The sequence below is a fragment of the Streptomyces sp. NPDC048636 genome (assembly GCF_040650655.1).
Taxonomy (GTDB): Bacteria; Actinomycetota; Actinomycetes; order Streptomycetales; family Streptomycetaceae; genus Streptomyces.
The window spans coordinates 1-20576 of sequence record NZ_JBEZHR010000018.1 but is presented as its reverse complement, the minus strand read 5'-3'; the positions used below and the strand labels follow the sequence as shown (position 1 = coordinate 20576).

Below are 20576 nucleotides of genomic sequence, written 5' to 3'. Positions count from 1 at the left end.
AGGCCCCGCCCATGCCCGAAGGAGACACCGTCTGGCAGACGGCCCAGCGGCTGCACACGGCGCTCGCGGGCGCTCGGCTCACCGGATGCGATCTGCGCGTCCCCCGGCTGGCGACCGCCGATCTCACCGGCCGCCGGGTCCTGGAGGTCGTCCCGCGCGGCAAGCATCTGCTGACCCGGGTCGAGGGCGGCCTGACCCTCCACTCCCATCTGCGCATGGACGGCGCCTGGTATGTCTACGGGGCCGGGGAGCGGTGGCGCGGCGGGCCGCACCATCAGATCCGCGCCGTCCTCGCCACGGCCGAGCGCACCGCCGTCGGCTACCGGCTCCCGGTGCTGGAGCTGCTGCGCACCACCGAGGAGGACCGCGCGGTCGGCCACCTTGGCCCCGACCTCCTGGGCCCCGACTGGGATCCGGACGAGGCCCTGCGCAGGCTGCTCGCCGATCCGTCCCGGCCCCTGGGCGAGGCCCTGCTCGACCAGCGCAATCTGGCCGGGATCGGCAATGTCTACAAGTGCGAGCTGTGCTTCATGCTGCGGCTCTCGCCCTGGCTGCCGATCGGCGACGTCCCCTCCCCCGAGCGCCTGGTGACCGTCGCCCACCGTCTGCTGGAGGTCAACCGGAATCGCCGGGCCCGGGTCACCACCGCGCAGTCCCGCCCCGACCGCAGGCTATGGGTGTACGGGCGCCCGGGGCGGCCCTGTCTGCGCTGCGGTACGCCGGTGCGCGCCGCGGACCAGGGGCGCGCGGGACAGGAGCGCACCACCTTCTGGTGTCCGCACTGCCAGCCGGGCCCATCGGACCCGCCTCCCGCACACCCGCCCTTCACCACCCACTAATTGACGGCCCGTCAGATTCGGCCGTACGGTCCTTCCATGACCGCCACATCGGCGTACGACCTCAGCTGTCGCTCCGCTCTGGTCACGGGGGCCGCCGGAGGTATCGGGCGGGCCACGGCCCTCCTGCTCGCCACGGCCGGAGCCACCGTCCACTGCGCGGACCTCGACGAGGAGGGGGCGCGGCGGACCACCGAGCGGATCGTCCGCTCCGGCGGCAGCGCCCGCACCCATGTGCTCGACGTCGCCGACCGCGCCCAGGTCTCCGCCGTCGTCGAGGCCGTCGTCCGGGACGGGGGACGGCTGGACGTGCTGGCCGCCATCGCCGGGATCATGCACAGCAGCCCCGTGCTGGAAACGGACGAGGCCGATCTCGACCGGGTGCTCGCGGTCAACTTCAAGGGGGTGCTGTACGGCTGCCAGGAGGCGGCCCGCGCCATGATCGCCCAGGGGACGGGCGGCTCCATCGTCACCATGGCCTCCGGCGCGATCGACACCGGCGCCCCGGGGCTGCTGTGCTACGGCGTCACCAAGGCGGCCGTCGTCCAGCTCACCCGGACCCTCGCGGCCGAGGTGGGCCGCCACGGCATCCGCGTCAACGCCGTGGCCCCCGGCTGGGTCCGCACCCCCATGACCGCCCGGAACAGCGACGAGGAGCAGCGGCTCGCCGAGGAGCCCATGGCGCGGCGTACTCCGCTGGGGCGGGTGGGCGAGCCCGAGGACATCGCGCATGCGGTGCTCTATCTGGCGTCACGCGCCTCGTCCTTCACCACCGGCCAGATCCTGCGCCCGAATGGCGGAATCGCGATGCCGTGGTGATCCCCTCGCCTCTCCGCGCCCCTCTCCGTCGGGGCGAGGGCCCGCAGTGCACCGGAAGCAGGCTCAGCCCCCAGCCACCGACCGCCACGGCGCCTTCCACCGGCCCGGCCGTGGCCGGCGACAGGGCCAGCCGGACCACCGCCCACCACCACAGAACCCCGAGAGCGAGCGCGAGCATCCACCGGACCGCCCGTCGGCCCAGGATGCCGGCCCCTCCCACGGATGCCATGACTGCCTCCTTCGAGCGACGCTAGACGCCTGTTCGCACACGGCGGGAGGGCGCACAGGAGGCACGTCAGCGCGCGTCGGACACCCGGGCTCCCCCCAGTCTGCCCAGCCGGACCGCAGGGCGCACCCAGAGCGAAGCGCACCCCCCGGCTCCGATAGCCGGGGGGTGCGCGGGGAACGGGTGCGGACGCCGGAAGGGCCCGCGGACGGTGTGGCCACCGCCATGGGAGCGATGACCACACGGTGAGCGAGCGAGCGGCGAGGAACCGCCCCTGGCGCCCCTACCCTCCGTTGACGTTCTCCGCCTGGAACATCCAGTGGTGCTTCTCGAGATCCCGGGTGAGCCCGATCAGGATGTCCTGGCTCACCGGATCGGGGTCGCCGGTGGCGTCGATGCGCTCACGCATCCGTCCGATCACGGACGCGAGGGCATCCACCAGCGTCCGTACGGCCTCCTTGTCCTCGGTCCAGCCGCCCTTGACCGCGCCGACGGCGCTGGTCTTGGCGACCGTCTCGGCCCGGCCGTCCGGAGACACCCCGATCGCCGAGGCCCGCTCCGCCACCGTGTCGGCGTGCGTCCGGGCGGTCGCGACCACCTCGTCGAGCTGGAGATGAACCGTGCGGAACCGCGGGCCGACGACCGTCCAGTGGATCTGCTTGCCCACCAGCGCGAGATCCACGAGGTCGACCAGGGCACCCTGGAGGGCGTCACCGACGATCTTCAGATTCTCGTCCCCGAGCGGGCTCTTGACCACAGTCATCCACGTTCCTCCTGTTCGACCGTTGAGCCCCCTTGATTACCTGCCTCACCCGGGTGACCCGAAAGGGGCGGAACAAAACATCGGGCCCCGGTCGGTGTGAACCGACCGGGGCCCGAAGAGCCGCAGGGCAAGGCCCGTCTGTGCATCAGGCCGCCACGACGTCCACGGCCTCCGTGGGCGCCTTGATCGTCACCCGCTCCTCCGGGACACCCGTCACGGAGGACACGGACACGGGGTTGAGCATCGGCCGCATGGGAGCGGGCACCTTCTCGCCCGCCGCAGCCGACTCCGCCAGCTCCGCGAGCGACAGCTCGTCGCTCACCTCTCGCATCACCTGCGACATCCGTACGTCCAGGGCATCGCAGATCGCGGAGAGCAGCTCCGACGAGGCTTCCTTCTGCCCGCGCTCGACCTCTGACAGATAGCCGAGCGACACCCGGGCGGAGGAGGAAACCTCGCGCAGAGTACGGCCCTGGCGCTGGCGCTGCCGACGCAGCACGTCACCCAGCAGGCGACGGAGCAGAATCATCGCTGGCTCCCTCCTCGGACCTCGGATCCGGATCCTTCACGCCCCACCGTACCGCCTTCGGCTGCGCCCGTGCGGGGAGCGATGTCGTGTTCACTCAGGGCTGCAAACATCAAATCCCGCTGTATTGTTCCGTATCCTGTGCCCCCGTTGTCGCGATCAATTCGCTGAACAGCAGCTTGACCGCGGCCTCCACGCTCTGTCCGCGGATGCCGAAGCGGTCTCCCGACAGCCGCAGCGCGGCCGCCGCCATCCGGTCCGCCGGCCCGGCCACCGCCACATGAACGGTGCCCACGGGCTGACCGTCCTGCGGTGTGGGACCCGCCACACCGGTGGTGGCCACGCCCCAGTCGGCGCCCAGCGCGCGCGTCACGCCCCGGGCCATCTGCCGCGCGACCTCGGCGTCCACCGCCCCGCGCTCGGCCAGCAGGGCCGCGTCCACCCCCAGCAGTTCGTGCTTGAGGGCGGTGGCGTACGCCGTCACCGAGCCGCGGAAGGCGCGGGACGCCCCGTCCACCGAGGTCAGCTCCGCGGCCACCAGACCGCCGGTGAGCGATTCGGCGACCGCCACCGTCTGCCCGCGCCGCTCCAGCAGCGCCAGCGCCTCGGCCGCGGTGGACCGCCCGGACCCCGCCGCACCGCCGTCCGCCGCCCCAGCGCTCATGAGGTGGGCTCCTGGGCCGCACGGCCCGCCCGGCGCAGCACGATCGCCTGGCGCACATAGTCGAGACCGGTGACCACGGTCAGCACGACGGCCACCGCCATCACCCAGAAGCGCAAGGTGGCCAGCGGTCCGGTCAGCGCCAGGATGTACATCCCCACCGCGGTGCCCTGCGCGAGGGTCTTCAGCTTTCCGCCGCGGCTGGCCGGGATCACCCCGTGCCGGATCACCCAGAACCGCATCAGTGTGATCCCCATCTCACGGAAGAGGATCACGCCCGTCACCCACCAGGGCAGATCGGACAGCGCCGACAGACAGATCAGCGCCGCGCCCATGATCGCCTTGTCCGCGATCGGGTCGGCGATCTTGCCGAAGTCGGTGACGAGGTTGTACCGGCGGGCCAGATGACCGTCGAAGAGATCGGTGATCATGGCGATGGCGAAGGCCGCCCACGCGAACGAGCGCCAGGCCGGGTCATAGCCGCCGTTATGGAGCATCAGCAACACGAACCCCGGCACGAGCGCCAGGCGCATCATGGTGAGGATGTTGGCGATGTTCCACAATCGCGCGGGCCGGACCGCCACGGCCTGGCGGTGGTGGTGGCCCCCCGCTGCGGAGGCCGGGACGCCTGTCATCTGGCCGCCTCCTCGGTACACGCGCCGCCGCCGGTTCCGTCCAGCGGCCGCAGCGGCTCCGCGACGAGGTCCACTCCCTCCGTCGCGATCACCTTGGCTTCGACCATACGGCCCACGGCGGGCTTCGCATCCGTGCTGAGCACCGTCTGCCCGTCGGTCTCCGGGGCCTGGTGGACACCGCGACCCAGCACCGCGCCGGTGTCGTCGATCTCCTCGACGAGCACCTCCACGATCTCGCCGAGCCGCTCCTCGGCCCGCTGGGCGGTGAGCTCCTCGGCGAGCCGCGAGAGGTGCTCCAGCCGCTCGGCGACCTCGTCCGGGTCGACCTTGTTCCCGTAGCCGGCGGCCTCGGTGCCCTCCTCGTCCGAATAGCCGAACACACCGATCGCGTCCAGCCGCGCCTCACTGATGAAGCGCTCCAGCTCGGCCAGGTCCTCCTCGGTCTCGCCGGGGAAGCCCACGATGAAGTTGGACCGGGCGCCCGCCTGCGGCGCCCTGCCTCTGATCTCCTCCAGCAGACCGAGGAAGCGGTCGGTATCGCCGAAGCGCCGCATCGCGCGCAGCACGCCCGGCGCGGAGTGCTGGAAGGACAGGTCGAAGTAGGGCGCGACCTTCTCGGTCGAGGTCAGCACGTCGATCAGCCCGGGCCGCATCTCGGCGGGCTGGAGATAGCTGACCCGGATCCGCTCGATGCCGTCCACGGCGGCCAGTTCCGGCAGCAGCGTCTCCAGCAGCCGGATGTCCCCGAGGTCCTTGCCGTAGGAGGTGTTGTTCTCGGAGACCAGCATGACCTCCTTGACGCCCTGCTCGGCCAGCCAGCGGGTCTCGCCCAGCACATCGGAGGGCCGCCGTGAGATGAAGGAGCCGCGGAAGGACGGGATGGCGCAGAAGGAGCACCGCCGGTCGCATCCGGAGGCCAGCTTCACGGAGGCGACGGGGCTGGAGTCCAGCCGCCGGCGCAGCGGGGCGCGTGGCCCGGAGGCGGGTGCCACCCCGGCGGGCAGGTCCTCGGGCGGGGTGTCCTGGGCGTGGCCGGGCAGCGCCACCGCAGAGGCGTCCTGCCGCTCGGCCGGGCTGATCGGCAGCAGCTTGCGGCGGTCGCGCGGGGTGTGCGAGGCGTGGATACCGCCGGACAGGATGGTCTGGAGCCGGTCGGAGATATCGGTGTAGTCGTCGAAGCCGAGCACCCCGTCGGCCTCGGGCAGCGCCTCGGCGAGCTCCTTGCCGTAGCGCTCGGCCATGCAGCCGACGGCCACGACGGCCTGGGTCCGGCCGGTGTCCTTCAGGTCCCGCGCTTCCAGCAGGGCGTCGACCGAGTCCTTCTTGGCGGCTTCGACGAAGCCGCAGGTGTTGACGACGGCGACGTCCGCCTCGGCGGCTTCCTCGACAAGCTCCCAGCCATCCGCCGCCAAGCGGCCTGCGAGCTCCTCGGAGTCCACCTCATTACGGGCGCAGCCAAGAGTGACAAGGGCAACGGTGCGGCGTTCGGCGGGCATGCGCTCAGACTACTTCGTCCCCCGCCCTGCCCCCGCTGCCAGGGCTCCCGATCAGGGGCCGCTCAGCCCGCCTCGGGATCTCCCTTGGTGTAGCTCAGCCGCTGGACGGCGCCGCTGGTGCCCACCTTCTTCACTTCCTTGCCGTTCACGAACAGCTTGATCGCCCCGGCGTTCCCGAGCACCAGGTCGATGCGCTTGCTGTCGCTGAACGTCTTGGAGTCCCCCTCGCGCAGCACGCCCTCTTCCAGCAGCCGCCCGTTGTGATCCTGCGCGGAGATCCAGCTCTGCCCGCCCTCGGCGGTCAGCTTGACCGTGACCTTGTCCGCCGGAACGCCCGCGATGGCGCTGTCGGACGGCTCCGGCCGGTCCGGCTCCGCGGGCTTGGTGCTGGGACGGTGGCTGGGGGTGTGGCTCGCCTTGGGCGAAGCGGAGTCCTCGGCGACCGTGGAGCCGCCGTCCTTGCCACCACCACTGAAAAGCGTGAAGCCGACGAATCCGACGACGGCCACGATGGCGGCGACCATCGCCGCCGTCCAGTTGGGGCGCCGGGGCTCGGGCCGGATCCGCTCGGCCTCGAACAGCGGTGCCGGGGCGGTCGGCGCGGGCCGTCCACCATGATCGGCGTCAAACTGTGCGATCAGACCATCGGGGTCGAGCCCGACAGCGCGCGCGAGCACGCGGATATGCCCCCGGGCATACACATCGCCGCCGCAGCGCGAGAAGTCGTCCTGCTCGATCCCCTGCGCTATGGGGACCCGGACCCGGGTGGAGGCGCTGACCTCGTCGATGGTCAGCCCGGCGGCGATACGGGCTTGCCGGAGGGCGCTGCCGACGGAAGGCCGGTCGTCGTCGGGGGAGTTGCCGTCTTCGGGAGAGTTGCCGATGGACACGGGGGCGCCTTTCGAGCGTGTAGCCACCTGCTGGAGGTTCAGTCTAGGGGTGGGACGAAAGGGTCGGGCAAGCGGGAGGACGGAGTTTGTCCGCCATCGGGATTGCCCCGCAACCATGATGGTGCGACCTCATTCCGCCACCTCCCTCAACTTGACGTCTCGGCAGGGGAAACGGTTGCCCGCCCAACCCTTACGAGTGAGCTTTACCGCGGATCACGTCCAGCACGCCATCCAATTCATCCGGCTTCACCAGCACATCGCGCGCCTTGGAGCCCTCGCTCGGCCCGACTACCCCCCGTGACTCCATGAGGTCCATCAGCCGCCCGGCCTTGGCGAAACCCACCCGCAGCTTGCGCTGAAGCATCGACGTCGACCCGAACTGAGTGGAAACGACCAGCTCAGCGGCCTGGCACAGAAGATCGAGATCATCGCCGATCTCCTCGTCGATCTCCTTCTTCTTCGCCGTCCCGACCGTCACGTCCTCGCGGAAGACCGGTGCCATCTGCGCCTTGCAGTGTGCGACGACGGCCTCGACCTCGCTCTCGGTGACATAGGCGCCCTGCATCCGGACCGGCTTGTTCGCACCCATCGGCAGGAACAGCCCATCGCCCTTGCCGATCAGCTTCTCGGCGCCCGGCTGGTCCAGGATGACCCGGCTGTCGGCCAGTGAGGAGGTGGCGAAGGCGAGCCGCGAGGGCACATTGGCCTTGATCAGACCGGTGACGACATCCACCGAGGGCCGCTGGGTGGCCAGCACCAGATGGATCCCGGCCGCACGCGCGAGCTGGGTGATCCGGACGATCGAGTCCTCCACGTCACGCGGCGCGACCATCATCAGATCCGCCAGCTCATCGACGATCACCAGCAGGTACGGATACGGCTTGAGCTCCCGCTCGCTCCCCTCGGGCTGTTTGACCTTGCCCTTGCGGACCGCCGCGTTGAAGTCGTCGATATGGCGGAAACCGTACGCCGCGAGATCGTCGTAGCGCAGATCCATCTCGCGGACGACCCACTGGAGGGCCTCCGCCGCACGCTTGGGGTTGGTGATGATCGGCGTGATCAGATGCGGAATGCCCTCGTACGCGGTCAGCTCCACCCGCTTGGGGTCGACCAGCACCATCCGCACATCGTCCGGAGTGGCCCGGGCCATGATCGAAGTGATCAGGCAGTTGATGCAGGACGACTTGCCGGATCCGGTGGCGCCCGCCACCAGCACATGCGGCATGCTCGCGAGGTTGGCCGCCACATAGCCGCCTTCGACGTCCTTGCCGAGGCCGACCACCATCGGGTGGTCGTCCCCGACGGAGTCCGCCGAGCGCAGCACATCGCCGAGGTTGACCATCTCGCGGTCGCTGTTGGGGATTTCGATGCCGACCGCGGACTTGCCCGGGATCGGGCTGATGATCCGCACATCGGGGCTGGCGACCGCGTACGCGATGTTCTTGGTCAGCGCGGTGATCCGCTCGACCTTCACCGCCGGGCCGAGCTCCACCTCGTAGCGGGTGACCGTCGGACCGCGGGTGAAGCCGGTGACCGACGCGTCGACCTTGAACTCCGTGAACACCTTGGTCAGCGAGTCGACCACGGCGTCGTTGGCGGCGCTGCGCGTCTTGCCGGGCCCGCCGCGCTCCAGCAGTTCGAGCGAGGGCAGCGAGTAGGTGATGTCACCGGAGAGCTGGAGCTGTTCGGCGCGCGGCGGCAGCGGCTCACCCGTTTCGGCCGTCGGCCGGGTGAGATCGGGGACGCGGGAGCCCTCCGGCTCACCGCCGCGGTCCCCGCGGCCCTTCGCCCCGGCGGCGGGCTTCGTGAGCTGCGGACCGGCCTCACCCGGCTCCGACGACTCGGACGGCTCCGGTGGAGCGCCGCTGATCTCACCGGTGTCGCGGTCCACCGCGATCCCGTTGCTGAGCCCGGCGACGAGCGGCGAGGGATGCACACCGTGCAGTACGGCGCCGTCCAGCGCGGCGGCGGCCGCGGCCGCCACGTCCACCGCGTCCCGGGGGCGGTCCCGCGGCGGCTCCACGGGCTGACTGCGGCGCTGACGGCGGCGCCCCCGCAGCGCCTCCTCCTCGGCCCGCGCATGGTCGTCCACGACGTCGGCGGCTCCACGGGCCGGAGCGGACCCGCGCGCGCGTCTGGCGGGCGTATCACGCCATTCCTCGGCGTACTCCGCGTCCGTCCCCGTGTCCGCGAACGCCTCCTCGTCCCGGAGCAGGCCCAGCCGGACGCCCAGCGTCCGCAGTCGCTGCGGAATCGCCGCGACCGGTGTCGCGGTGACGACCAGCAGCCCGAAGACGGTCAGCAGCACCAGCAGCGGTACGGCCAGCACCTCGCCCGTCGCGTAGATCAGCGGGCGGGAGACGCCCCAGCCGATCAGGCCGCCCGCGTCCTGTATCGCCTCGGTCCCCTGACCGCGCCCCGGGGCCCCGCAGGCGATGTGGACCTGCCCCAGCACACCGATCACCAGCGCGGACAGCCCGATCACGATCCGCCCGTTGGCCTCCGGCTTCTCGGGGTGGAGGATCAGCCGGGCGGCGATGGTGGCCAGCAGTATCGGCACCACCAGATCGAGCCGTCCGAAGGCGCCGGTGACCAGCATCTCGACCAGGTCGCCGACCGGTCCGTCCAGGTTCGACCAGGTGCCCGCGGCGACGATGAGCGCCAGGGCGAGCAGCAGCAGCGCGCTGCCGTCCTTGCGGTGCGCCGGGTCGAGCCCCTTGGCGCCGCGTCCTATGCCGCGGAACGTCGCCCCGACGGCGCGCGCCAGGCCCATCCACACCGCGCGCACGGCGCGGTAGACACCGCTGGTGGGGTTGGGCGCCGGAGGCGGCGCCTTCGCTGCCGCCTTCTTCTTCGGCGCGGCCTTCTTCGCCGGCGCCGCCGACTTCTTGGCGGGTGCCTTCTTGGCCGCCGCCTTCTTCGCGGGCGACTTCTTCACCGCGCCTCCGGACTGCCCGGCGCGCTTCTTCGGGGCGCCCGCCGTGCCTGGGGAACCCTTGCCGGACGTACGAGAGGCCATGGGTGCGAGATTACCCGCGTCCGCCGTACGGAGCACGCATGGTGGGCGCATCAGGCGCCACTGACGTCACGCGGGCGCCGGATACGGCCGTGCGGTGAGCCGTGCGGTGCAGGGACGGTGACAGGACGTCAAAGGGGCGGGTGGCCGCGGGCGGACGGCCTCTCGCGGGTGCGCCGCGGTCAGTTCTTCGAGGGGACCTGGCTGGCCCCGCTGCCCGCGCCCGGCTCCAGGGCGTCCAGCGCCCGCCGCAGACCGGTGAGCTTGCGCTCGAGATGCGCCGCGGTGGCCACCGCGGCCGCGTCGGCCGACTCGTCCAACTGCTTGGACAGCGCTTCGGCCTGCTCCTCGACGGCCGCGAGCCGGGCGGAGAGCTCGGCGAGCAGCCCCGCCGACTCCTTGGCGTCCTCACCGGCCGCGGGCTGACCGCCCTCCAGTTGAAGCCGCAGCAGCGATGCCTGCTCCCTCAACTGGCAGTTCTTCATGTACAGATCGACGAAGACCGAGACCTTCGCGCGCAGCACCCATGGGTCGAACGGCTTGGAGATGTAGTCGACCGCGCCCGCCGCATAGCCCCGGAAGGTGTGGTGCGGACCGTGGTTGATCGCCGTGAGGAAGATGATCGGGATGTCACGGGTCCGCTCACGCCGCTTGATGTGCGCGGCGGTCTCGAATCCGTCCATGCCCGGCATCTGGACATCCAGCAGGATGACCGCGAAGTCGTCCGTCAACAGCGCCTTGAGCGCTTCCTCCCCTGACGATGCCCGCACCAGGGTCTGATCGAGCGCGGAGAGAATGGCCTCCAGCGCCAGCAGATTCTCCGGCCGGTCATCGACCAGGAGGATCTTGGCCTTCTGCACCATGCCCCGTCCTCCTCGTCCCGGCTTGGGGTCTCCCCAGCTCGAAGAGCTGAGAGAAGCACCGGGCGCCGCCCCAGGGGACGACTCCCTTGCGCCGCCCGTCCTTGTGCCGGTCATGGTAGCCGCACCCCGCTGTTCGCCACACCCTGTCACCGCGATGTCACTGTGCACGTAGCAGAAACGCGGCGGGAGACCAGAAGGTTCCCCGAATACCGCGTTCCCACACGTGTTCGGCGACAGTCAGTCAACACCACAGACGCGCCCGGCGTCCCGCAGGTCACTGCTCTGACATCCACTGCTCCATCACCGCAAGAAGATGATCGGTGTCGACGGGCTTGGTGACATAGTCCGACGCGCCAGCCTCAATACTCTTTTCACGATCTCCCTTCATCGCCTTCGCGGTAAGGGCGATGATCGGCAGTCCGGCGAACTGCGGCATCCTGCGGATCGCCGCCGTCGTCGCATAGCCGTCCATCTCCGGCATCATGATGTCCATCAGGACGAGCACGACATCGTCGTGCTGCTCGAGGACCTCGATGCCCTCCCTGCCGTTCTCCGCGTACAGCACCTGGAGTCCGTGCTGCTCCAGCACGCTGGTGAGGGCGAACACATTGCGGATGTCGTCGTCGACGATCAGCACCTTCTCGCCGTGGAAGCCACTCACCGGCTCCGGTACGACCAGGTCCTGGCCGCCCAGCAGCCACGGCTCCGGGGCGTGCTCCGGGGCCTGCCGCCCCCGCCTGCCCGCCCCGCGGTCGGCCGACTGCCCCTGCGGCTCGGCCGACGGCTGCCCGTTCTCCCGCTCGGTCCGCTGCCGCCGGTACAGCCCCGACGCCCGCTGACCGCCGTTGGCGGACGCGTCGGGCACGTGCTCCGGCTCCGCCACCGCCCCGTTCTCGGCGCTCTCCCCGACGGTGCCGCTCTCCAGCGCGGCCGGGGTGCGCGGCCCGGAGGCCGAGTTGCCCGGGATCGCGAGGGCGGACGCCGGTGCGCCCGCACCGAGCTGCGGATAGCCCTGGGGCGGCAGCTCGCCGGGGTGCAGCGGCAGATAGAGCGTGAAGGTCGAACCGCGGCCCGGCTCACTGGCCGCGTGGATCTCACCGCCCAGCAGCCGGGCGATCTCCCGGCTGATGGAGAGACCCAGACCGGTGCCGCCGTACTTACGGCTGGTGGTCCCGTCGGCCTGTTTGAACGCCTCGAAGATCACCCGCATCTTGCTCGCCGCGATACCGATCCCGGTGTCGGTCACCGAGAACGCGATCATGTCGGCGTCCGGTGCGCGCAGCGCGCCCGCCTCCAGGAGCTGCTCCCGGATCGCGTTGGGCACATCGCCGCCCGCCGGCCGGATCACCAGCTCCACGGCGCCGGTGTCGGTGAACTTCACCGCGTTGGACAGCAGATTGCGCAGCACCTGCAACAGCCGCTGCTCGTCGGTGTGCAGCGTGGCCGGCAGCTCGGGCGAGACCCGCACCGAGAAGTCCAGCCCCTTCTCCGCGGTCAGCGGCCGGAAGGTGGCCTCCACATAGTCGACGAGCTGGACCAGGGCGATCCGGGTCGGACTGACATCCATCTTGCCCGCCTCGACCTTCGACAGATCCAGGATGTCGTTGATCAGTTGCAGCAGGTCCGAGCCCGCGCCGTGGATGGTCTCGGCGAACTCCACCTGCTTCGGCGAGAGGTTGCCGTCCGCGTTGTCGGCGAGCAGCTTGGCCAGGATCAGCAGCGAGTTGAGCGGGGTGCGCAGCTCATGCGACATATTGGCCAGGAACTCGCTCTTGTAGCGCATCGAGACCGCGAGCTGCTCGGCGCGCTCCTCGAGCACCTGCCGCGCCTCCTCGATCTCGGTGTTCTTCACCTCGATATCGCGGTTCTGCCGGGCCAGCCGGTCCGACTTCTCCTCCAGCTCCGCGTTGGACGCCTGGAGGGCCTTCTGCCGGTTCTCCAGCTCCGCCGACCGCTCCCGCAGCTGCTCGGTCAGCTCCTGCGACTGCTTCAGCAGCACCTCGGTCTTGGTGTTGACGCTGATGGTGTTGACGCTGGTGCCGATCATCTCGGCGATCTGGTTCAGGAAGTCCTTCTGGATCTGCGCGAACGGCTGGAACGACGCCAGCTCGACCACACCGAGCAGTTGGCCCTCGAAGAGCACCGGCAGCACGATCACATGCGCCGGGGCCGCCTCGCCAAGACCCGAAGCGATCTTGAGGTAGCCCGGGGGCACCGTCTCCACCAGGATCGGCCGCTTCTCCTCGGCCACCGTCCCGATCAGGGTCTCGCCCGGCCGGAAGGAGGTGGGCATCGACCCGTGGGAGTAGCCGTAACTGCCGATCAGACGCAGCTCATAGCCCTCTTCGGAGGTGCTGTCGGCCACCACCTCGGTGCCCTCGCCGATCGGCGCCGCCAGGAAGAACGCGCCGTGCTGGGCGGAGACCACCGGGGTCAGTTCGCTCATGATGAGCCGGGCGACGTCCTCCAGATCGCGCCGTCCCTGCATCAGACCGGAGATCCGGGCCAGATTGCCCTTCAGCCAGTCCTGTTCCTTGTTGGCGAGCGTGGTCTCGCGCAGGTTGGCGATCATGGTGTTGATGTGGTCCTGGAGGACCTGGATCTCGCCCGAGGCATCCACGTCGATCTTGAGGTTGAGATCGCCGCGGGTCACCGCCGTGGCGACCTCGGCGATGGCACGCACCTGACGGGTCAGGTTCCCGGCCATCTCGTTCACCGACTCGGTCAGGTCCTTCCAGGTGCCCGCCACGTCCCGCACCCGCGCCTGACCGCCGAGCTGGCCCTCGGTGCCCACCTCACGGGCCACCCGGGTCACCTGGTCGGCGAACGAGGACAGCTGGTCGACCATCGTGTTGATGGTCGTCTTCAGCTCCAGGATCTCGCCCCGCGCCTCGATGTCGATCTTCTTGGTCAGATCGCCCTGGGCGATCGCCGTCGTGACCATCGCGATGTTGCGCACCTGGCCGGTCAGGTTGGACGCCATCGAGTTCACGGACTCGGTGAGGTCCTTCCACGTGCCCGACACACCGGGCACCCGTGCCTGACCGCCGAGGATGCCGTCCGTACCCACCTCGCGCGCCACCCGGGTGACCTCGTCGGCGAACGACGACAGCGTGGTCACCATGGTGTTGACGGTGTCGGCCAGCGCCGCGACCTCGCCGCGCGCCTCGACCGTCACCTTCTTCGTCAGATCGCCGTTGGCGACCGCGGCCGAGACCTGGGAGATGTTCCGCACCTGGATGGTGAGGTTGTTGGCCATCAGGTTGACGTTGTTGCTCAGGTCCTTCCAGATGCCGGTGACACCCGGCACCCGCGCCTGACCGCCCAACTGGCCCTCGGTGCCCACCTCGCGGGCCACCCGGGTGACCTGCTCGGCGAACGAGGACAGCTGGTCCACCATCGTGTTCACGGTGGTGACGAGCTCGAGGATCTCGCCCTTGGCGTCGACGGTGATCTTCTTTGACAGATCGCCCTTGGCGACCGCCGTCGTCACCTCGGCGATGGAACGCACCTGCGAGGTGAGGTTGTTGGCCATGCCGTTGACGGACTGGGTGAGGTCCTTCCAGGTGCCGGAGACCCCCTGCACCTCGGCCTGGCCGCCCAGCTGGCCCTCGGTACCCACCTCGCGGGCGACCCGGGTGACCTCCTCCGCGAAGGAGGACAGCTGGTCCACCATGGTGTTGAGGGTGTTCTTCAGCTCCAGGATCTCACCGCGGGCATCGACGTCGATCTTCTGCGAGAGGTCACCTCGTGCGACCGCGGTCGCCACCTGGGCGATGTTACGGACCTGAGCGGTCAGATTGCCCGCCATACCGTTCACCGAGTCGGTCAGGTCGCGCCATACGCCCGCCACACCGGGCACCCGCGCCTGACCGCCCAGACGGCCGTCCGTACCCACCTCACGGGCGACCCGGGTCACCTGCTCCGCGAAGTCCGAGAGCTGGTCGACCATCGTGTTGATGGTGTTCTTCAGCTCGAGGATCTCGCCGCGCGCGTCCACCTCGATCTTCTGGGACAGATCGCCACGGGCGACGGCGGTGGTCACCTGGGCGATCCCGCGCACCTGCGAGGTCAGGTTCCCCGCCATCGAGTTGACGGAGTCGGTGAGGTCCTTCCAGGTGCCGCTGACGCCGTCCACCCGGGCCTGACCGCCCAGCCGCCCCTCGGTGCCCACGTCCCGCGCCATCCGCGTGACCTGGTCGGCGAAGGACGACAGCTGATCCACCATGGTGTTCACGGTGTTCTTCAGCTGGAGCATCTCACCGGAGACATCGACGGTGACCTTCTGCGACAGATCGCCGTTCGCCACCGCCGTGGTCACCTGGGCGATATTGCGCACCTGTCCGGTCAGGTTGCGGAACGCGGTGTTCACCGAATCGGTGAGGTCCTTCCACGTACCCGCCGCACCCGGCACCTGCGCCTGGCCGCCCAGTTCACCCTCGACACCGATCTCCCGGGCCACCCGGGTCACCTCGGCACCGAAGGACTGGAGCTGGTCCACCATCGTATTGACGGTGTTCTTCAGCTCCAGCATCTCGCCGGCCACATCCACGGTGACCTTCTGCGACAGATCGCCGTTCGCCACCGCCGTGGTCACCTGGGCGATGTCCCGCACCTGCGCGGTGAGGTTACGGAAGGCGGTGTTCACCGAATCGGTGAGGTCCTTCCACGTACCCGCCGCACCCGGCACCTGCGCCTGACCGCCCAGCAGCCCGTCGGCCCCGACCTCACTGGCCACCCGCGTCACCTCGTCGGCGAACGTGCGCAGCGTCTCGGTCATCGTGTTGATCGTGTCGGCGAGCTGCGCGACTTCACCGCGTGCGCTCACCGTCACCTTCTGCGACAGATCGCCATTGGCGACCGCGGTCGTCACCTGAGCGATCCCACGCACCTGGGCGGTGAGATTTCCGGCCATCAGATTGACCGAATCCGTCAGGTCCTTCCACACCCCCGCGACCCCGGGCACCTTCGCCTGACCGCCGAGCTCACCTTCGGTGCCCACCTCACGGGCGACTCTGGTCACCTCGGCGGCGAACGAGGACAGCTGGTCCACCATCGTGTTGACGGTGTTCTTCAGCTCGAGCATCTCCCCGGACACATGGACCGTGACCTTCCGGGAGAGATCACCCTTGGCCACCGCCGTGGTCACCAGCGCGATATCCCGCACCTGCGCGGTGAGCCGGGAGGCCATCGTGTTGACGGACTCCGTGAGGTCCTTCCATGAACCGGACATTCCGCGCACCCGGGCCTGGCCGCCCAGCTTGCCCTCGGTACCGACCTCGCTGGCGACCCTGGTCACCTCGTCGGTGAAGGCCGAGAGCTGGTCCACCAGGCCGTTGACGGTGCGCCCCACCTTCAGGAACTCACCGCGCAGCGGATGCGCCGAACCGTCGGCGCCCTGCGCCCGCAGGTCCATGCGCTGCTCGAGGTCGCCCTCGGCGACCGCCGACAGCACCCGTCCCACCTCGGAGACCGGCCGCACAAGATCGTCCACCAACGCGTTGGACGCGTCGATGGCGGCCGCCCACTGCCCCTCGCAGGCGCCCGTCTCCAGCCGCTCGGTGAGCTTGCCCTCCCGGCCGACCACCCGCCGTACCCGGGTCAATTCGCCGGTCAGCTGGAGGTTGCGCTCCGCCACCTCATTGAAGACCGCGGCGATCTCGGACATGATCCCGTCGCCCGAGACCGTCAGACGCTTGCGGAAGTTTCCGTCCCGCATCGCCGTCATGGCGGTCAGCAGCCGGTTCAGGGCAGCCGTCTCCACCTCAGTCGTCCCATTGCTACGGGACCGTCCGCCCTTCGCGCGCGTATTCGTGCCCCGCGCCGCTGCGCCAGACTCCACCGTGTCCCTCCCGCAGGGTTGACCATCCTCGTCGGGTTCTTCTTCCAGCTTGCCCAGTGTTTCACCATGGCCCAACCAGGCCATAACAGTTCGGCAGCATCGCACACCGCGTACAGCACACTCTGGAGTGGAATCAGTGCCGACCGGCATTCGCGAGCGCGGTGGAGGTAAGTAACCTGGCATCCGGCCAGGGCATCGGAGGGGCGCTGCGACATGGGTGAGCAGATCGCCGAGACACATATGAGGAGACCTGTGATCACCGCGCGGGCAGCCGCCACCTTCGAGCCGGTCGGACGCTCGGTCGCCGCCGCCCGCACGTTCGTCCGGGACACGCTGCAAGGATGGGGTCTCACCGACATCGTTGACGACGCTGTCGTCCTCACCAGTGAACTGGTCACCAACGCCGTCGTCCATGCCGGTACGACAGCCGATGTGGTCTGCGTCCGGGCGGAGACCGGCGTACGCGTCGAGGTCGCCGACCGTTACCCGGAGCGCGAGCTTCCGGTGCAGAGCAACGGCGGTCACCACTTCGGAAGCCCCGACAGTGAGGGCGGCCGCGGTCTGCTACTCTGCGCGGCCCTCGCGGCACGCTGGGGAGTCGAGTACTCCGCGACCCATAAGCAGGTCTGGTTCCAGCTCGACTTCCCCGACCGCCCGGCCGGGACCCGCGCCGCCGGCCCCGCACTGCCCTCCAGCGCCCTGCCCATCGCCGACGCCCGGGTCCGCGTCGCCGTCGTCCAGGTCGACAGCGGCGCCCTCATCAGCGACTGGAACGACGACGCGCAGGAGCTGTTCGGCTACAGCCCGGAGCAGGTCATCGGCAAACCGCTGACCGACCTCGCGGCCTGGCCGCACACCCCCGGCACCGGCACCGGTGTCGCCGAGGCCCTCCAGCTCTCCCGCTGGGAGGGCTCCTACGGCATCCGCGGGGCCGACGGCCGGGTCTCCCCGGTCTACGCCTCGCACCTGCGCGTCCGCGACGCCGACGGCGAGCCCTCCACCGTCTGTCTGCTCGTCCGCGACCTGGAGCGGGCCGTCCTCCAGAGTCCGCTGCGCGCGGTGGCGCAGGACAGCGGCGAATCCGAGCGCGGCGCCGCCTCCGACGCCTTCGAGGTCTTCATCGGCTCCCCCGCGCCGGACGACCTCGACGGGCTGCTCCAGCGCACCGTCGAGCGCGCCCGTGACATGCTCGACGGCGACGCCGCCTATCTCCTGCTCGCCACCGACGACGAAACCGAGCTGGAGGTGCGCGCCTCCACCGGGCTGCCCTCCGCCCGCCAGCGCTTCGCCCGCGTCCCCGTCGAAGCGGGCACCGGCCGCTACGGCTCGGCCCGTATGCCCGCCGTCCACGAAGACCTGTCGGCCATGCCCGGCGCCGTCCCGCTCCTGGTCAACACCGGAATGCGGTCGGTCGTCACGGTCCCGCTCAAGGTCGAGGGACGGCTCACCGGCTCGCTCGGCGTCGCCGCCGAGTCCCCCGGCCGCTACAGCAACGAGGAGGCGCTGCGCCTCCAGTTCGCCGCCGACCGCATCGCACTCGCCGTCGAACGGGCCCGCCTCACCGAGCTGGAGCGGCTGCGCCGTGGCTCGCTGTCCTTCCTCGTCGAGGCGTCCGACCTGCTCGCGGGCACCCTGGACCGCGACCAGACCCTCGCGCTGATGGCCCAGATGACGGTCCCCACCCTCGCCAGCTGGTGCGCCGTCTACACCGTCGCCGACCAGGTCTCCGAGCCCGAGCTCTCCTACGTCCTGCACGAGGACGAGGACCGCATCGACGGCCTCAAGGCCCTGCTGACGAAGATCGATCCACCGGAGCAGGTGCCCACCGGCGGCGCCCGCGGCTGGTCCGGCCCGTACGACGCCGCCCACGCCGCGGCCCTGCGGACCTCACTGCGCAGCCTCAGCCTCGGCGACTCCGCCCGCCCCTCCTCCGGTCCGGGCGCCTCCCTGGCGACGGCCTCCGCGGTGGGCGGCGAGACGGTCGTCCTGCCCCTAGTGGCCCGCAACCGCGTGATCGGCATGCTGATCCTCGGCAAGCCCACCGACGAGCACTTCCGCCAGGAGAACCTGGAGCTCGCCGAGGACCTCTCCCGCCGGGCCGCACTCGCCCTGGACAACGCCCGGCTGTACTCGGAGCGCACCGCCATCAGCCAGTCCCTCCAGCGCAGCCTGCTGCCGCCGGAGCAGCCCGAGGTCCCCGGTGTCGAGGTCGAGGTCATCTACCGCGCGGCGGGGGAGGGCAACGAGGTCGGCGGTGACTTCTACGACCTCTTCCCGATCCGTGACGGCGCCTACGGCTTCGCCATCGGCGACGTGTGCGGCACCGGCCCGGAGGCCGCCGCGGTGACCGGCCTGGCCCGGCACGCGCTGCGACTGCTCGCCCGCGAGGGCTTCGGCGGCCCGGCGGTCCTGGAGCGGCTCAACGCGGCCATCCTCGACGAGGGCGCCCGCAGCCGCTTCCTGACCCTGCTCTACGGGGAGTTGTGGCCGCAGCACGACGGCAGCGCGGTCCTGAAGGTCGTCTGCGCCGGACATCCCCTGCCGCTGCGGCTGCGCCAGGACGGCAGCGTCGAGGCGGCCGCCGAACCGCAGCCGCTGCTCGGCGTCATGGAGGACCTGGAGCTGTACGAGCAGACCATCACCCTCGATCCGGGCGACGTCCTGCTGTGCGTCACCGACGGGGTCACCGAGCGGCGCGAGGGCACCAGGATGCTCGGTGACGAGGGCCTCACCGATGTCCTCACCACCTGCACGGGGCTGACCGCGGGCGCGGTGGCCGCGCGAGTGCTGCGGGCCGTCGAGCGCTTCGCCGCGGATCCGCCCTCCGACGACATGGCCATCCTGGCGATGCGCGTCCCCGAACCGCACGACGCCTGACGGACGGGGGCGCTTGCCGGGTCCCCCACCCGTCGGTCCCGGGAGCCCGAACACGAAGAAGGCCCCCGCCTTTTGGCGGGGGCCTTCTTCTGTGGAGCCCCAATACGGAATCGAACCGTAGACCTTCTCCTTACCATGGAGACGCTCTGCCGACTGAGCTATTGGGGCGCGGCAACGGGATAGATCATACCCGAACTCGAGTACGCTCCCGACCACTCCGCCCCGGTCGCTCAGGCGGCTGACTGCAACAGTCCCCCGAGTGCGTTGCATGCCGAAACAACCCGCTGCAACTCCCGCCGCGACATGGCGGGATCGACGGGCAGCGAGAGGCATTGATCGGCCGCCCGCTCGGTCTCCGTGAGCCACAGATCGCGCCGGAACCGCGCCGTGCGGTGTGCGGGCGTCTGGACGGGAACGTGGCAGACGACGCCGCGAGAGCGCAGCGTACGGGCGAAGGCGTCGCGGTCGGGGCGGCCATTGCCGGGTACCCGCACCACGTACTGCTGGTAGGTGTGTTCCATTCCTTGCCGCACGGCGGGTGTGATGACGCCGCGCAGCTTTCCGTCGAGATAGGCCGCGTTCGCCTGCCGCCGCAGGATCTCTCCGACGGGCTCGGGCTGAGCCCCATAGCCGACGATCTCAACGCCGTGCCGCTGGCCCAGCGCGGTGAGACCGGCCATATCGGCCGGGTGTCCAAAGGTGTGTACGGCCACGACAGCCGCGGTCCGGGGCGTGATCGCCTCGGCCACCGCGGCGGGATCTATGCAGAAGGTCTCGGCGTCGATGTCCACGAAGACCGGCCTCGCGCCGGCCAGCAGCACCGCTTCCGCCGCTTCGGGGGTGCCGTACGACGGCACGACCACCTCGTCGCCCGGCCGGATACCCAGCCGGGTCAGCTCACGCCACAGCTCATCCGTAGGAGTGCCCATGGCAGGCATCGTGCCCAGACAACATGAACACCGCGTGACCCGCAACACAACAAAAGAGAGCCCTATCGGGAACCGAAGTTCCCGATAGGGCTCTCTGACAATTTGTTCGGCGGCGTCCTACTCTCCCACAGGGTCCCCCCTGCAGTACCATCGGCGCTGAAAGGCTTAGCTTCCGGGTTCGAAATGTAACCGGGCGT

Annotated in this window: 14 protein-coding genes, 1 tRNA gene and 1 rRNA gene; 3 read left to right on the top strand and 13 right to left on the bottom strand. The window is 70.2% G+C overall.

Going from position 1 to position 20576, the window contains the following annotated elements:
* Positions 1–11: 11 nt before the first annotated feature.
* Positions 12–839, top strand: a complete 828-nt coding sequence (locus AB0C66_RS32165; RefSeq protein WP_362446690.1) for a DNA-formamidopyrimidine glycosylase family protein — start codon at positions 12–14, stop codon at positions 837–839.
* Positions 840–875: 36 nt separating this feature from the next.
* Positions 876–1655, top strand: coding sequence for an SDR family NAD(P)-dependent oxidoreductase (locus tag AB0C66_RS32160; protein ID WP_362446687.1), 780 nt, complete (start codon positions 876–878; stop codon positions 1653–1655).
* On the opposite strand, the gene AB0C66_RS32155 is transcribed toward AB0C66_RS32160, so the two are convergent.
* The 10 genes from AB0C66_RS32155 to AB0C66_RS32110 all read right to left on the bottom strand — a co-directional run bounded on the left by AB0C66_RS32155 (position 1603) and on the right by AB0C66_RS32110 (position 16573).
* Complete coding sequence (locus AB0C66_RS32155) at positions 1603–1884, bottom strand: hypothetical protein (RefSeq protein WP_362446684.1); 282 nt, start codon at positions 1882–1884, stop codon at positions 1603–1605. The genes AB0C66_RS32160 and AB0C66_RS32155 overlap by 53 nt on opposite strands.
* Before the next feature lie 280 nt (positions 1885–2164).
* On the bottom strand, positions 2165–2644 hold the full coding sequence (locus tag AB0C66_RS32150) for a DNA starvation/stationary phase protection protein (protein WP_362446681.1): 480 nt from the start codon (positions 2642–2644) through the stop codon (positions 2165–2167).
* Between the two features lie 145 nt (positions 2645–2789).
* Entirely contained in the window at positions 2790–3173 is a 384-nt protein-coding gene (locus AB0C66_RS32145; RefSeq protein ID WP_176180301.1) for a helix-turn-helix transcriptional regulator, read from the bottom strand.
* A gap of 109 nt (positions 3174–3282) precedes the next feature.
* Complete coding sequence (locus tag AB0C66_RS32140) at positions 3283–3834, bottom strand: CinA family protein (protein ID WP_362446678.1); 552 nt, start codon at positions 3832–3834, stop codon at positions 3283–3285.
* Positions 3831–4466 carry a CDP-diacylglycerol--glycerol-3-phosphate 3-phosphatidyltransferase gene (gene pgsA / locus AB0C66_RS32135; protein ID WP_362446675.1) on the bottom strand — a complete coding sequence of 212 codons (636 nt, stop codon included), beginning with the start codon at positions 4464–4466 and terminating at the stop codon, positions 3831–3833. The genes AB0C66_RS32140 and pgsA overlap by 4 nt, the downstream gene beginning before the upstream one ends.
* On the bottom strand, positions 4463–5962 hold the full coding sequence (gene rimO / locus AB0C66_RS32130) for a 30S ribosomal protein S12 methylthiotransferase RimO (protein WP_362446672.1): 1500 nt from the start codon (positions 5960–5962) through the stop codon (positions 4463–4465). Before rimO ends, pgsA begins: the two co-directional genes overlap by 4 nt.
* Positions 5963–6024: 62 nt before the next feature.
* Positions 6025–6852, bottom strand: a complete 828-nt coding sequence (locus AB0C66_RS32125) for a RodZ domain-containing protein (RefSeq protein WP_362446670.1) — start codon at positions 6850–6852, stop codon at positions 6025–6027.
* 190 nt (positions 6853–7042) lie between these two features.
* A complete protein-coding gene (locus AB0C66_RS32120; RefSeq protein WP_362446668.1) occupies positions 7043–9871 on the bottom strand; it encodes a DNA translocase FtsK in 2829 nt (942 codons plus the stop codon).
* A gap of 179 nt (positions 9872–10050) precedes the next feature.
* The gene (locus AB0C66_RS32115; protein ID WP_362446665.1) at positions 10051–10731 is read right to left on the bottom strand and encodes a response regulator; all 681 of its coding nucleotides are present in this window, start codon (positions 10729–10731) and stop codon (positions 10051–10053) included.
* Positions 10732–11005: 274 nt separating this feature from the next.
* Positions 11006–16573 (bottom strand): HAMP domain-containing protein, encoded by a 5568-nt coding sequence (locus AB0C66_RS32110; protein ID WP_362446662.1) that lies wholly within the window; start codon positions 16571–16573, stop codon positions 11006–11008.
* Positions 16574–16825: 252 nt separating this feature from the next.
* Here AB0C66_RS32110 and AB0C66_RS32105 point away from each other — a divergent pair, with 252 nt between their 5' ends.
* The gene (locus AB0C66_RS32105; protein ID WP_362446992.1) at positions 16826–19450 is read left to right on the top strand and encodes a SpoIIE family protein phosphatase; all 2625 of its coding nucleotides are present in this window, start codon (positions 16826–16828) and stop codon (positions 19448–19450) included.
* A gap of 92 nt (positions 19451–19542) precedes the next feature.
* Here AB0C66_RS32105 and AB0C66_RS32100 read toward each other — a convergent pair.
* The 3 genes from AB0C66_RS32100 to rrf all read right to left on the bottom strand — a co-directional run.
* Positions 19543–19618 (bottom strand) — tRNA-Thr (locus AB0C66_RS32100).
* A gap of 62 nt (positions 19619–19680) precedes the next feature.
* Entirely contained in the window at positions 19681–20379 is a 699-nt protein-coding gene (locus AB0C66_RS32095; protein WP_362446659.1) for a DegT/DnrJ/EryC1/StrS family aminotransferase, read from the bottom strand.
* 104 nt (positions 20380–20483) lie between these two features.
* Positions 20484–20576, bottom strand: a 5S ribosomal RNA gene (rrf, locus tag AB0C66_RS32090); the annotation flags it as partial.